Annotated in this window: 12 protein-coding genes; 7 read left to right on the top strand and 5 right to left on the bottom strand. The window is 64.6% G+C overall.

The genetic code is table 11. The annotated features are described in order from the left end of the window. Positions 1-38: 38 nt before the first annotated feature. Together NR193_RS21150 and NR193_RS21155 are read right to left on the bottom strand one after the other, a co-directional pair. Complete coding sequence (locus NR193_RS21150) at positions 39-821, bottom strand: 3-hydroxybutyrate dehydrogenase (RefSeq protein WP_306280342.1); 783 nt, start codon at positions 819-821, stop codon at positions 39-41. A gap of 212 nt (positions 822-1,033) precedes the next feature. Next, entirely contained in the window at positions 1,034-2,122 is a 1,089-nt protein-coding gene (locus NR193_RS21155; RefSeq protein WP_256752701.1) for a citrate synthase/methylcitrate synthase, read from the bottom strand. 97 nt (positions 2,123-2,219) lie between these two features. Here NR193_RS21155 and NR193_RS21160 point away from each other — a divergent pair, with 97 nt between their 5' ends. Beyond that, positions 2,220-3,359, top strand: coding sequence for a citrate synthase (locus NR193_RS21160; RefSeq protein WP_256752771.1), 1,140 nt, complete (start codon positions 2,220-2,222; stop codon positions 3,357-3,359). A gap of 147 nt (positions 3,360-3,506) precedes the next feature. Here the strand turns inward: NR193_RS21160 and phaR are convergent, their stop codons facing one another. Next, the gene (phaR, locus tag NR193_RS21165; protein WP_256752702.1) at positions 3,507-4,118 is read right to left on the bottom strand and encodes a polyhydroxyalkanoate synthesis repressor PhaR; all 612 of its coding nucleotides are present in this window, start codon (positions 4,116-4,118) and stop codon (positions 3,507-3,509) included. Between the two features lie 304 nt (positions 4,119-4,422). On the opposite strand from phaR, the gene NR193_RS21170 reads away from it, so the two are divergent. The 6 genes from NR193_RS21170 (at position 4,423) to NR193_RS21195 (ending at position 12,623) form a co-directional block, all read left to right on the top strand. Then, on the top strand, positions 4,423-5,607 hold the full coding sequence (locus NR193_RS21170; protein WP_256752703.1) for an acetyl-CoA C-acetyltransferase: 1,185 nt from the start codon (positions 4,423-4,425) through the stop codon (positions 5,605-5,607). Positions 5,608-5,799: 192 nt separating this feature from the next. Then, positions 5,800-6,525 carry an acetoacetyl-CoA reductase gene (gene phbB, locus NR193_RS21175; protein ID WP_256752704.1) on the top strand — a complete coding sequence of 242 codons (726 nt, stop codon included), beginning with the start codon at positions 5,800-5,802 and terminating at the stop codon, positions 6,523-6,525. Between the two features lie 725 nt (positions 6,526-7,250). Then, positions 7,251-10,682 carry a helicase-related protein gene (locus tag NR193_RS21180; RefSeq protein ID WP_256752705.1) on the top strand — a complete coding sequence of 1,144 codons (3,432 nt, stop codon included), beginning with the start codon at positions 7,251-7,253 and terminating at the stop codon, positions 10,680-10,682. A gap of 15 nt (positions 10,683-10,697) precedes the next feature. After that, positions 10,698-11,096, top strand: a complete 399-nt coding sequence (locus tag NR193_RS21185; RefSeq protein WP_256752706.1) for an RNA-binding S4 domain-containing protein — start codon at positions 10,698-10,700, stop codon at positions 11,094-11,096. 236 nt (positions 11,097-11,332) lie between these two features. Beyond that, positions 11,333-11,671: a ferredoxin FdxA gene (gene fdxA, locus NR193_RS21190; protein WP_091578737.1), complete on the top strand. Its 339-nt coding sequence runs from the start codon at positions 11,333-11,335 to the stop codon at positions 11,669-11,671. A gap of 370 nt (positions 11,672-12,041) precedes the next feature. Then, positions 12,042-12,623 carry a CarD family transcriptional regulator gene (locus tag NR193_RS21195; protein WP_006327799.1) on the top strand — a complete coding sequence of 194 codons (582 nt, stop codon included), beginning with the start codon at positions 12,042-12,044 and terminating at the stop codon, positions 12,621-12,623. Positions 12,624-12,710: 87 nt separating this feature from the next. Here the strand turns inward: NR193_RS21195 and NR193_RS21200 are convergent, their stop codons facing one another. Then, positions 12,711-13,484 carry an amino acid ABC transporter ATP-binding protein gene (locus tag NR193_RS21200; protein WP_256752707.1) on the bottom strand — a complete coding sequence of 258 codons (774 nt, stop codon included), beginning with the start codon at positions 13,482-13,484 and terminating at the stop codon, positions 12,711-12,713. Then, positions 13,481-14,161 carry an amino acid ABC transporter permease gene (locus tag NR193_RS21205; RefSeq protein WP_091578741.1) on the bottom strand — a complete coding sequence of 227 codons (681 nt, stop codon included), beginning with the start codon at positions 14,159-14,161 and terminating at the stop codon, positions 13,481-13,483. The genes NR193_RS21200 and NR193_RS21205 overlap by 4 nt, the downstream gene beginning before the upstream one ends. Positions 14,162-14,226 lie beyond the last annotated feature (65 nt).

The raw sequence follows: 14,226 nt of genomic DNA on the forward strand, positions 1-14,226 counted from the left end.
TTGGCCGGCCCTGTGGGTAGCTGGGAAAATGTCCGGGCTTACGCGGCCGTCCAGCCGCCATCGATCGAGAGATGCGTGCCGTTGACCTGCGCCGCCGCGTCCGAGCACAGGAACACCGCTGCCGCCGCGATCTGCTCGACCGTGACGAATTCCTTGGTCGGTTGCTTGTCCAGCATGACCTCGCGAATGACTGTCTCGCGATCCATCTTGTTGGCTTTCATCTGGTCGGGGATCTGCGCCTCGACCAACGGCGTCAGCACGTAGCCCGGGCAGATGGCGTTGCAGGTGATCTTTTCACGCGCGACTTCGAGCGCGACGGTCTTGGTCAACCCCATGATGCCATGCTTGGCCGAGACGTAGGCCGATTTGAACGGCGAAGCGACCAGGCCGTGCGCCGAGGCGATGTTGACGATCCGGCCGCCGCCGGCCTTCCTCATGAGCGGGATCGCGGCTGCGATGGTGTGGAAGGCCGACGACAGGTTGATGGCGATAATGGCGTCCCATTTCTCGATCGGGAACTCTTCCACCGGCGCGACATGCTGGATGCCCGCATTGTTGACGAGAATATCGACCGAACCGAATGTCTCGGCCGCCTTGGCGACAAGCGCCCGGCATTCGGCCGGTTTCGACATGTCGGCCTTGATGTAGGCGGTCTTCACCTTGTGCTGTTTGGCGATCGCATCGGCGATGGCGTGGTCGGCGGTCGTGTCGGAGAAGGAGTTGACGACGACATCATGGCCTTCGGCCGCCAGCGCCTGGGCAATTGCCAGGCCAATGCCCGATGTGGAGCCGGTGACGACGGCGGTTTTTCTGATGGCCAAGGGCGGAATCCTCTGGTTGCGGCAAGAACAGGTCTATGTTGCACTGCAACATATATGCCTTGATCGGCGCAAGAACAGCGGTTCCGTTGCGAGAGGGCATGAAATTTTCGTCATGCGAAGAGGCTGCCCGGCGCCGCGAAAGACGGCCCAGCAACAATACGCGCGCCGAATCCCGGTCGACTCACCCCCGCGAGAGGGTGGGTAACATGGCCTCAGGCGACGAGGTCCGGCACCGGCCCGACATAGCGCGACTGCGGACGGATGAGCCGTCCGGTCGTCTGCTGCTCGCGTGCATGGGCGATCCAGCCGGCGACACGCCCGGCGGCGAAGACGTTGCTGAACGCTTGCCTGGGGAAGCCGGCGGCCTCCAGCAGCAGCGCGGTGTAGAATTCGACATTGGTCTGCAGCGAGCGCGACGGCTTGGCGACGCGCAGCACATCGAGCGCTGCTTGCTCCACCCTTTCCGCGAAGGCCAGTCGGCGACCGGTTTCACCCTCGCTGCCGAGTTTGCGTACCACCGCCTTCAGCACGTCGGCGCGCGGGTCGCGCACCCGGTAGATACGGTGGCCGAACCCCATGATGCGCTCGCCATGCGCGATCTCGTGGCGCAGCCAGCCGGCAGCGTCACCATGCGCCTCGATTGCATCCAGCATCTCGATGACTGGGCCCGGCGCGCCGCCATGCAGCGGGCCCTTGAGCGCGCCGAGACCCGCCAATACCGCCGAAGTCAGGCCCGCCTTGGTCGAGGCGACGACGCGGGTCGCAAAGGTCGAGGCGTTGAGGCCGTGGTCGCAGACAGTCACCAGATAGGTATCGAGCGCCTTCGCCAGCGCTGGCGAGGCGACGGTGCCGTTGAGCATCCTCAACATATCGCCGGCATGGTCGGCCGCCTTGTCCGGCGCGAAGGGCGTCTCGCCGCGCAGCAGTCGCAGCAAGGCCGGCGTCAGCACCGCTGGCGCCGCGATCAGCCGCAAGGCGTCGGCCAAGGTCTCGCCGTCCGGCAGGAAGGCGATGCCGGCGCGCATCGCGCTGTAGACATCGAGCGACGCCAGCAGGGGCAGCGAGGGCAAATGCCGCTCGAACACCTCGACGCGCGCCTGGCCGATCCTCTGCGCCAGTTCCGCATCGCCGGGAAGGTCTTCGAAGAAACCGTCCAGCAACAGCCGAACCACCTGAACATAGTTCCAGCGGCCGGCCAGTTCCGGCAGCGAATGACCGCGGATGGTCAGATGGCCGCCAAGACCGTCGACATCGGAAAGGACGGTTTCCGCCGCCACCACGTCATCGAGCCCATTTGCCATGGCCTGTCTCCTTGAACCGTTTCCGCATCGCAGATAAGGGTAGTCAACATGGTCATCAATCTTGATCAATAGAATCAACGTATCGGAGGATTCGACCCTGTCGGAGTGGCTGTCCCGGGAAGAAGCGCTTGAACGCCTCAAGGTGCGGGCACAGACGCTCTATGCCTATGTCAGTCGTGGCCGCATCGGCATGCGGCCCGACCGCGCCGATCCGCGCCGCAGCCAGTATCGAGCCGACGATATCGCCGCTCTGGCGACCCGCCGCGCACGCGGACGCAGTCCGTCGGCCATCGCCGAAAGCGCCATCGCCTGGGGCGAGCCGTCAATCGCCACCTCGATCTCGACCGTTTTGCACGGTCGCCTCATCTATCGCGGTCGGGATGCCGTCGCGCTCTCCGGGCACGCCACGCTGGAGGAAGCCACCGCTGTCCTGTGGGGGCTGTCGGAGCCAGCGGTTTTCGCGCCGCCGTCGCCCGGCGCGCCGCATCGGGGCGGCAGGGCGGCCGCCTTCGCGCAGCTTGCCTTGGCTGCTGCCGAGGGGCGCCCATCGCTCGGGCGCGGCGCCACCTCGCTGCATGCCGATGCCGCGCAGGCAGTCGGCGTTCTGGCCAGCGCCCTCGGCGCGCCCGCGGGACCGGATCCGGTCCATCGGCGGTTGGCGCAAGGCTGGTCAGTGGATGCCGGCGGCGCGGAAGCGATCCGCCGCACGCTTGTCCTGCTCGCCGACCACGAGCTGAACGCGTCGACTTTCGCCGCTCGTGTCGCCGCTTCCACCGGCGCGCCGCTGGCCGCTTGCCTGCTCGCGGGGCTCGCGACGCTATCGGGCCCGCGCCATGGCGGCGCCGGCGAAGCGGTGATGCAATTGGCCGAGGACGCGGCGCGGCATGGCGCCGACGCGGCGATCCGGCGCTGGCTCAGTCACGACCGGCCGCTGCCGGGCTTCGGCCATCCGCTCTATCCGGACGGCGATCCCCGGGCCGTCGCCCTGCTGGCGGCCATCGATACCGACGAGACACTGCGATCCCTGGAAAACGCCGCCTTTGTCGCGACCGGCGCACGCCCCAACATCGACCTTGCCCTGGCCGCGCTGACGCGCGGCCTTGGCTTGCCGAGCGATGCGCCGTTCCGCCTGTTCGCGCTCGGACGCAGTGTCGGCTGGGCAGCGCACACGGTCGAACAGATAACCGGCGGAGGCGCCATCAGACCGCGCGGCCGTTATGTGGGACCGCTGCCCTGATACAGGCCGCCTAAAAATGCGCAGCGCGGTTTTGTGACACCGACATGCATAAAACGCGCGTCGGCTGAACCCGTTTCAGCCCCGCGCGCTTAAGGCTCGCGGCAATCCGATGCGCCTCTGCCTATTGGATCTTTCGATCCGGACGTCTCACGACATGGTGTCGAGCTTGCGCTGCATGGCCGCGATCTGGTCCTTCAGTTCCTGAAGGTCATCGGGCTTTTCAGGCGTTTCCTTCCTGGCCGGCTCGGGCGTTGGCGCGGCGGCAGGGCCGGGACCCACTGGCGGGAACGGCGTGAACAGACGCATGGCATTCTGAAACATTTCCATGTTGCGGCGCGTCTGCTCTTCCAGCGCCTTGATCGGCGTGGTGATTTTCATCATGTCCAGCGGCGACTTGCCGAGCGCGCCCTTCATCTGCTCGCGAAACCGTTCCTGCTCCTTGGAGAAGGCCAGCATGGACTGTTCGAGGAAGCTCGGCACGATCATCTGCATCTGGTCGCCATAGTAGGCGATCAACTGGCGCAGGAACGGGATCGGCAGCATGTTCTGCCCATCCTTGTTCTCCAGCTCGAAGATGATCTGGGTCAGCACCGGATGCGTGATGTCGTCACCGGTCTTGGCGTCCTGGACGGTGAATTCCTCGCCCTTCTTGACCATCTCGGCGAGGTCCTCGAGCGTCACATAGGTGCTGGTGCCGGTGTTGTAGAGGCGGCGATTGGCATATTTCTTGATGATGATCGGATCGTCTTTCGCGGCCATCTGCATCCTCCCCGGGACACCGGCGCGCGCTGAGTAAGCCGCCGGTAACGATTGTGCCTTTTTTGAGGATATGCGCAAAAGCCTCATAATTCCAAGCAGTTTGTGCAGTGCGGGATCATATAATGCTGCATAGCAGGCAAAATATGCTGCGCAGCAATGCAGGGACCGCCGCCGTGGCAACATGCGGCCTGGTTGCGGCGCATGGGCGCCATGCCCATTTCAGGTTTGACTTGGATCATGGAAAGGGCAAGAAAAGTCCCCAACAATGCCCAAAAACACGACAGCTCGAAGTCTGGAGAAGAAAATGTCCTCTGCCAATTCCATCGTTGTCGCCAGTGCCGCACGCACGGCCGTCGGCTCCTTCAACGGTGCCTTCGCCGCTACCCCGGCGCATGAACTCGGTGCTGTCGTCATCAGGGAACTCTTGTCGCGTGCCGGTGTCGAAGCCGCCGAGGTCGACGAGGTCATCCTCGGTCAGGTGCTGACCGCCGCCCAGGGGCAGAACCCGGCCCGCCAGGCTTCGATCATTGCCGGCCTGCCCAAGGAAACCACCGCTTGGGGCCTCAACCAGGTTTGCGGCTCGGGCCTGCGCGCCATTGCGCTCGGCATGCAGCAGATCGCCACCGGCGACGCCAAGGTGATCATCGCCGGCGGCCAGGAATCGATGTCGCTGTCGCCGCACGCGGAACACCTGCGCGCCGGCGTCAAGATGGGCGACTACAAGATGATCGACACCATGATCAAGGACGGGCTGTGGGATGCCTTCAACGGCTATCACATGGGCAACACCGCCGAAAACGTCGCCCGCCAGTTCCAGATCACCCGCGACGACCAGGACCAGTTCGCGCTGGCCTCCCAGAACAAGGCCGAGGCCGCGCAGAAGGCCGGCAAGTTCAAGGACGAGATCGTCGCCTTCACCATCAAGGGCAAGAAGGGCGACACCATCGTCGACCAGGACGAATACATCCGCCACGGCGCCACGATCGACGCCATGACCAAATTGAAGCCGGCTTTCGACAAGGACGGCACGGTGACCGCCGCAAACGCTTCCGGCATCAATGACGGCGCCGCCGGCGCGCTGCTGATGACCGAGGCGGAAGCCGCAAGGCGCGGCATCACGCCGCTGGCGCGCATCGTCTCCTGGGCGACCGCCGGCGTCGATCCGGCGATCATGGGCACCGGTCCCATTCCGGCTTCGCGCAAGGCATTGGAAAAGGCCGGCTGGTCGGTCGGCGATCTCGACCTGGTCGAGGCCAACGAGGCTTTTGCCGCCCAGGCCTGCGCCGTCAACAAGGACATGGGGTGGGACCCTTCGATCGTCAACGTCAATGGCGGCGCTATCGCCATCGGACATCCGATCGGCGCTTCGGGTGCGCGCATCTTCAACACGCTGGTCCATGAACTGCGGCGTCGCGGCGCCAAGAAAGGCCTCGCCACGCTCTGCATCGGCGGCGGCATGGGCGTCGCCATGTGCGTGGAGGCGCTCTGACGAGATCACTGAACGGGTGGCGATGCATGTCACCCAAAAAGTGCGCAACGGTTTCGGGAAGACGACATGAATGAAAACAGACAGCTAAAGCGCGCCGCCTGAAGTCAATTCAGGCGACGCGCTTTGGCCGCCCGGTCCATATCCAGTGCCTGCCAAGCCCGACAACAGGGCGATATCAAAAAGGGGAAACGCATGAGCAAGGTTGCAATCGTCACGGGCGGGTCGCGCGGCATTGGCGCGGCGATCTCGATCGCATTGAAGAACGCCGGCTATTCGGTTGCCGCCAACTACGCCGGCAACGACGACGCGGCGGCGAAATTCAAGGCCGAGACCGGCATTCCGGTCTACAAATGGTCGGTCGCCGACTACGACGCCTGTGCCGCCGGCATCAAGAAGGTCGAGGCCGATCTCGGCCCAATCTCGGTGCTGGTCAACAATGCCGGCATCACCCGCGATGCCATGTTCCACAAGATCACACGCGAACAGTGGAAAGAGGTCATCGACACCAACCTGTCGGGTGTCTTCAACATGACGCATCCGCTGTGGAGCGGCATGCGCGACCGCAAGTTCGGCCGCGTCATCACCATCTCGTCGATCAACGGCCAGAAGGGCCAGGCCGGCCAGGTCAACTATTCCGCTGCCAAGGCCGGCGACATCGGCTTTTCGAAGGCGCTTGCACAGGAAGGCGCCCGCGCCGGCATCACCGTCAATGTCATCTGCCCCGGCTACATCGCCACCGAGATGGTCAAGGCAATTGACGAGAAGGTGCTCAACGAGCGCATCATCCCGCAGATCCCGGTCGGCCGCCTCGGCGAGCCGGAAGAAATTGCGCGCTGCGTCGTCTTCCTCGCTTCCGACGATGCCGGCTTCATCACCGGCTCGACCATCACGGCCAATGGCGGCCAGTACTTCGCCTGAGACCCGGACAACGGCTCCATACAGGCAATCGCTCTGCGACGAGCGGACCGGGAAACCGGTCCGTTCTTTTAAGGCGGCCCGGCTGCCGCGAAGGCCTCGCTGCGGTGCGATGATCCAATCCGGCACGGAAAGGTTAACGGCGGCGGCACGTCCTGTGCGAAACCCGTGCGCAAACCTGTTGATTGTCGGTGGATAACCTGTTCACAACACAAGATATTGAGGTGAACAAAGCAGGAATATTCCGCGATCGCTGATTCGTCGCCGATTCGTTCCGGCTTTGAGCGGAACGTTAACGATAGTGACCGGAATCGCCTGCCGGATCCTTAACGCGGATTAAGAAAGATCAACAATTTCATAAACTTGGACGAGGCGCACCAGAACATTGCAGTCGTTCACCGGCAAAAGTTAACGACGAGGCTCGCCTTGCATGAAACGGGCCAGTTCGGCGATTCAGCATGTGGTGAGACTCGCGGTTGCAAAATCCACATGTAGCCGTGAACAAAACCTGAATCTGGGTGAGTCACTGATTCGTCGCCGATTCGTTCCAGACTCGTTCCAACTGTTAATCCGCGCCCGACTGAGCGCTTGACACGACCGCCTTCGAACCCTCACCGGAACATTCCGCTTTCGCTTCGCGCGCGAAATCCCTATGTGTCGGCTGTCATACGCGCCACTCGAGGCACGCTCCCGACAACGAGAGGCCAGAAAGCCTTATTTCCAGGTCGATGAACATCCAGCCGAAACACACTGAGCCGCTGATCTTGTCGGGCCGCGACGTGACCGCCGTGCTTGGGCCGACCAACACCGGCAAGACCCATCTCGCCATCGAGCGCATGGTGGCGCACGAGAGCGGCATCATCGGCTTGCCGCTCAGGCTGCTCGCGCGGGAAGTTTACGCACGCGTCTGCGAGAAGGTCGGCGCCCACAAGGTCGCACTGATCACCGGCGAGGAAAAGATCCAGCCGGCCGGCGCCAGATATTCGGTCTGTACCGTCGAGGCGATGCCGCGCGAGACCGACGCCGCCTTCGTCGCCATCGACGAGGTGCAGCTCGCCGGCGACCTAGAGCGCGGCCACATCTTCACCGACCGCATCCTGCACCTGCGTGGCCGCCAGGAAACGCTGCTGCTGGGTGCGGCCACCATGCAGGGCATCCTCCAGCGCCTGCTGAAGGGCGTCTCGGTGGTGACGCGGCCTAGGCTGTCGCACCTCGCCTATGCCGGCTCGAAGAAGCTGACGCGGCTGCCGCGCCGCACGGCGATCGTCGCCTTCTCCGCCGACGAAGTCTACGCCATCGCCGAGCTGATCCGCCGTCAGCAAGGGGGTGCTGCCGTCGTGCTCGGCGCGCTCAGCCCGCGCACCCGCAACGCGCAGGTGGCGCTGTTCCAATCCGGCGATGTCGACTATCTCATCGCCACCGACGCCATCGGCATGGGCCTCAACCTCGATCTCGACCACGTCGCCTTCGCCCAGAACCGCAAGTTCGACGGCTTCCAATACCGAAACCTGTCTGCGGCCGAGCTCGGCCAGATCGCCGGGCGCGCCGGCCGGCATCTGCGCGACGGTACCTTTGGCGTCACCGGCCAGGTCGATCCATTGGACGAGGATCTGATCAAGAAGATCGAAGGCCATGATTTCGACCCGGTGAAAGTACTGCAGTGGCGGACCGCGCATTTCGACTTCGCCAGCCTCGATGCGTTGAAGCGCTCGATCGAGACCAACGCCCCGGTCGAAGGCCTGACCCGCGCGCTGCCGGCGGTGGATGCCCAGGCGCTTGAATATCTGTCGCGCGACGAAGACATCCGCGCGCTCGCCACCGATGCCAAACGCGTGGCGCTGCTGTGGGAAGCCTGTGCCTTGCCCGACTACCGCAAGATCGCGCCGGCCCAGCATGCCGACCTCATCGCCTCCATCTATATGGACCTCGCCCGGCATGGCCATGTCGACGAGAATTACATGGCCGAGCAGGTGCGCCGCGCCGACACCACCGAGGGCGACATCGACACGCTGTCGCATCGCATCGCCCAGATCCGCACCTGGACATTCGTGTCGAACCGGCCCGGCTGGCTGGCCGATCAGGCACACTGGCAGGAAAAGACGCGCGAAATCGAAGACAGATTGTCGGATGCGCTGCATGAGCGGTTGACGAAACGCTTCGTAGACCGCAGGACTTCCGTCCTCATGCGGCGCCTTAGAGAAAATACCATGCCCGAAGCCGAAATAAGCCCAACCGGAACCGTCCTCGTCGAAGGTCATCATGTCGGCGAGTTGCAAGGGTTCCGCTTCACCGCCGACCAGAGTGCCGGCGGCGAGGACGCCAAGGCGGTGCGCACCGCCGCCCAGAAGGCGCTGGCAGCCGAATTCGAGGCACGCGCGGAACGCTTTGGCGCCTGCGCCAATGGCGATATCGCGCTCGGCTCGGATGGCACGCTGCGCTGGATCGGCGCGCCGATCGGTACGCTTGTCGCCGGCGAAGACGCGCTGAAGCCCCGCCTGGTGCTGCTGGCCGACGAACAACTGACCGGCCCGGCGCGCGACAAGGTCGCGGCGCGTGCCGAGCGTTTCGTCAATTTCCAGATCGAAACGCTGCTGAAGCCGCTGGTCGACCTGAAGAACGCCGACCAGATTTCCGGCATAGGCCGTGGCATTGCTTTCCAGCTTGTCGAGAATTTCGGCCTCATCAACCGCCGCGACATCGCCGAGGAGATGAAGTCGCTCGACCAGGAAGGCCGTGCCGCACTTCGCCGGCTTGGCGTGCGCTTCGGCGCCTACCATGTCTTCGTGCCGGCGCTGATCAAGCCGGCACCGGCCGGACTGGTGACATTGCTGTGGGCGCTGAAGAATGACGGCAAGGACAAGCCCGGCTTTGGCGACGTTGTCCATGCGCTCGCTTCCGGCCGCACCTCTGTGGTCATCGACCCGACCTTCGACAAGACGTTCTACAAGCTCGCCGGCTACCGCAATCTCGGCCGCCGCGCCGTGCGCATCGACATTCTGGAACGGCTGGCGGACCTGATCCGGCCGGCGACCAACTGGAAACCTGGTCTTGGCCAGCGGCCGGACGGTGCCTATGACGGCCAGTCCTTCATGGTGACGCCACCGATGATGTCGATCCTCGGCGCCACCGCCGACGACATGGAAGAAATCCTGAAAGGCCTCGGCTATCGCGCCGAGCCGAAGCCGCCGGCCGAAGTGAAGGCCCGGCTCGAAGCGCAGGACAATGCCGCACGCGAGGCGGCGGCGGCGAAGCTGGCGGCGGAAGAGGCCGCCCGCGCGGAGCAGGCCAGGGCAGCGCAAGACGCGGCGGCGCATGCCGCCGCCGAAACGCCAGCCGAAGGTTCAGAGCCGGCATCGGACGCCGCGGACGGTTCAGAAACGGCAACCGAAATTGTCGCCGAGATCACCGCGGCCGCTGCGGTGGAACCTGCCGTGGAAGAACCTGCTTTGGAAGAGCAGGCGGGCGCTCCGGTCGCAACCGTGCAAGACGAGGCACCTGCAGCCTTGGCGCCCGAAACCGCCGAACCCGCGCCGGTCGAACCGCCGGCAGAGCCCGAGGCCGCCGAGATTGAAGCCGCACCGGCGGCAGAAGCCGCACCGGCCGGGCTGGCGTCGGATACCGCGCCTGCGACGGACGCGGCTGAACCTGCGGTGGCGGAGGCCACGGACGGCGAACCGGTGCCAGAAGCGGAAGCGCCAAAGCCCATCCTGTTGTGGCGTCAGGGCCGTTTCGATCAGCGGCCGCGCCATCGCGAAGACAACCGCAGGAACAATCGCCCGCGCAACGGACAAGCCGCGCGCGGCCGAAGCGATGCCCCGGCCGATGCCGGCGGCGCGCCGGCGGCAGCCACGCCTGGAGAGCGTCCTGCCCATGAAGGCCGGCGCGATGGCGCCGGCAAGCCGCGCTTCGACCGCTCGAAGTTCAAACCCAAGCCGCAGGGCGAAGGCGAACAGCGGCGTGAAGGGCGGCCGCAAGGCGAGCGTCCCGACCGCCGCGATGGCCGGCCCGATTGGAAGGGCGGCAGGCCGGAAGGCAAGGGTGGTCCGCAAGGCGGAAAGCCCGCCTTCCAGCCGAAGCCGCGCGAGGAGCGCCCGGTGCGCTTCGATCCGGACTCGCCCTTTGCCAAGCTCGCCGCGTTGCGCGACCAGCTGAAGAAGTAGGCTCGGCTCGCTTCGATGGTTGCCCCGACCGCCGCGAGAGACCGCCAGCGCATCGACAAATGGCTGTTCTTCTCGCGCGCCGTGAAATCGCGCTCGCTGGCGGCGAAGCTGGTTGTCGCCGGCCGCGTGCGCATCAATCGCGACAAAGCAGCGCAGGCCTCCGATCTGGTCAAGCCTGGCGACGTCCTGACCATCACGCTCGAGCGGCGCATCTTCATCTGGAAGGTGCTTGGCGCCGGTGCGCGGCGCGGCCCTGCCGAGGAAGCCCGCACCCTCTACGAGGACATGTCGCCACCGCCGGCGCAAAAGGGTGAGACCATTCCCGACGCGCTTCCGGCACTGCGCGAGGCCGGTAGCGGCCGCCCGACCAAGAAGGAACGCCGCCAGACCGACCACTTGCTCGGCGACGACTGATGCATGCCGGCCCATGGCGCGCAGCGTTTTTGGGCCAACGACATGCCCAAAACAAAACCCGGACCCGGCAAACTAGACCCTCTGCCGGACATGTCGGGCCTCGGCCGCGCCGGCCGTCTGGAATTTCATTCCGAAAACCCTGGCGCCACTGGCGACCGCCGCCCTTGCAAGCGGCGGGCAAAGGCGTTACCTGACGGAAAAAGCCCAACAAAAATGGGACGTCCCGGAGCCGACCGATGACCTATGTCGTGACCGACAATTGCATCAAATGCAAATATATGGACTGCATCGAAGTCTGTCCGGTCGACTGTTTCTACGAAGGCGAGAACATGCTCGTCATCCATCCTGACGAGTGCATCGACTGCGGCGTCTGCGAGCCGGAATGTCCGGCCGATGCGATCAAGCCCGACACCGAGCCCGGCCTCGACAAATGGCTGCAGATCAACACCGAATATGCCGAGAAATGGCCTAACATCACCGCCAAGAAGGAACCGCCGGCCGACGCCAAATCGTTCGACGGCGAGGCCGGCAAGTTCGAGAAATACTTCTCGGCCGAGCCCGGCGAAGGCGATTGACAATACCGCCGTAAAGAGCGGTATTACGCAGCGTAACAGGGACGACACATTGACCGCCTTGACAGGCGGCGATTGCGTGTGGCCTTCGCTTATGCAGCAAAACCTTGATTCTTCCGACTTTTTGTGCTACATCAGCAAAACATGCCGGTGACACAACGTCGATTGATGGCGCAGACGCCCCAAATCACTGAAAGGTGAAAATCCCATTCCGGACCAGAGCGATCTGGGCCAGGCGGTCGCAATCTCTGCGGTTTGCCGGTCCCGGCTTTTCCGGTGGGTTCGTCTGTTGTGCGGCTAACGATCGGTTTCCCCGATCGCGCGAGTTCGGGCCGGCAGGACGCCGGCGCCACAACAAGGAGTTCAGGGCGTAATGGCAACGATCACCCCGCAGAAGAAGTCCACCGCTGCGCGTCACGGTTTCAAGACCGGCGAGTACATCGTCTATCCGGCGCATGGCGTCGGCCAGATCGTCTCGATCGACGAGCAGGAAGTTGCTGGACACAAGCTGGAACTGTTTGTCATCGACTTCCAGAAGGACAAGATGCGCCTGAAGGTACCGGTCGCCAAGGCGACCTCCATCGGCATGCGCAAGCTGTCGGAAGAGGATTATGTCGAGCGCGCGCTGAAGGTCGTGCAGGGCCGCGCCCGCGTCAAGCGCACCATGTGGTCGCGCCGCGCTCAGGAATATGATGCGAAGATCAATTCCGGCGACCTGATCTCGATCTCGGAAGTTGTGCGCGACCTCTACCGCGCCGACAACCAGCCGGAGCAGTCCTATTCCGAACGCCAGCTTTACGAGGCGGCGCTCGACCGCATGGCCCGCGAGATCGCGGCCGTCAACCGCATGTCGGAAACCGAAGCCGTGCGCCTGATCGAGGTCAACCTCAACAAGGGCCCCAAGCGCGGCGCCAAGGCCGACAATGAGGAAGCCGAGCAGGAAGAAGCTGCCTGAGCTTTTCCGCATTTTCCGCCATTGAGTTCATGAAAAACCCGGCCTCGCGCCGGGTTTTTTTTGGGAAGACGAGGGTGAAGGCCGCGCCTATGCCGCGCCGCCACCTTCCTTCTCCGCCTCCTGCTTCAGCGTCGCGATGAAACGCCTGGTGCGCTGGTGCTCGGGATTGCCGAACAGCACGGCGGCCGGCCCCTTCTCGACGATGACGCCGGCATCGAGAAATACCACTTCCTGCGCGATCTTGGAGGCGAGGCGCAGATCGTGCGTCGCCATCACCATGGTCGTCCCTTCGCCGGCAAGCTTGCCAAGCACGTCGACCACCTCTTGCGCCAGCTCCGGGTCGAGTGCCGAGGTCGGCTCGTCGCACAGCAGCACTTTCGGCGATGGCGCCAGCGCCCGGGCGATCGCCACGCGTTGCTGCTGGCCGCCCGACAGCGTCGCCGGCCAGGCGTCGGCCTTGTGCGCCATGCCGACCTTTTCCAGCAGGGCGAGCGCCCGCTCGCGTGCTCTCTCGGGTGGCCATTTCAGCACCGTCACCAGCCCTTCCATGACATTCTCGATCGCGGTGCGATGCGGGAACAGCTGGAAGTTCTGGAACACCATGCCGGTCTGCAGGCGCAGACGCTGGATGTCCTTTGCCGGGACCTTGCCACCGGGACGGAATTCAAGCATCTCGTCGCCGATGCGCACCGTGCCCGAGGTCGGTATCTCCAGCAGGTTGATGCAGCGCAGCAGCGTGCTCTTGCCGCCGCCCGAAGGGCCAACCAGCGCGGTGACGCTGCCTTCGGCGATGGTGACCGTCACGCCCTTCAGCACGAGGTTGTCGCCGAAGCGTTTTTCGATGTTGGTGAGGCCGATCATGAGCGCGCCTCCAGGAAGCCGCCATAGCGGTTGAGCCGCGTTTCCAGCCGCGTCTGCAAGGCCGACAGCACCGAGCTCAGCGCCAGGTAGAGGATCGCCGCCTCGACATAGAGGATCAGCGGCTCATAGGTGGTGGCAACGATGCGCTGCGCCGCCTGGAACATTTCCGGCACGGTGATGGCGGCGGCCAGCGACGTGTCCTTGACCAGCGAGATGAAGGTGTTGGAGAGCGGCGGCACTGCGACCCGGCCGGCCTGCGGCAGGATGGTGCGCCGCATCGCCTGGCTCCAGGTCATGCCGATCGAATAGGCGGCTTCCCACTGGCCCTTTGGCACCGAGCCGATGGCGGCGCGAATGATTTCGGACGTGTAGGCGCCGATGTTGAGCGTGAAGCCGATCAACGCCGCCGGAAAGGCGTCGAGCAGGATGCCGACCGATGGCAGGCCGTAGAAGATCAGGAACAGCTGCACCAGGAGCGGCGTGCCGCGGAAGATCCAGACATAGAAGCGCACAAGCGCGACCAGCGGCTTCGGGCCGAACAGCCGGGCAAGCGCCGCGCCCAGGCCGACAGTCAGGCCAAGCACGAAAGACAGCAGTGTCAACGGCACGGTGAAGATCAGCGCCGCCCACAAAAGCGAAGGCAGCGACTCCAGCATCAGTTGCAGCCAGTGCGGCACGAAAAGCCCCTCCTTGCGATTGCCGTTCCAGGCGAGACGGCTTCATCGAAGCGCGAACACACGCC

Source organism: Mesorhizobium sp. Mes31 (assembly GCF_024519675.1).
Classification (GTDB): Bacteria; Pseudomonadota; Alphaproteobacteria; order Rhizobiales; family Rhizobiaceae; genus Mesorhizobium.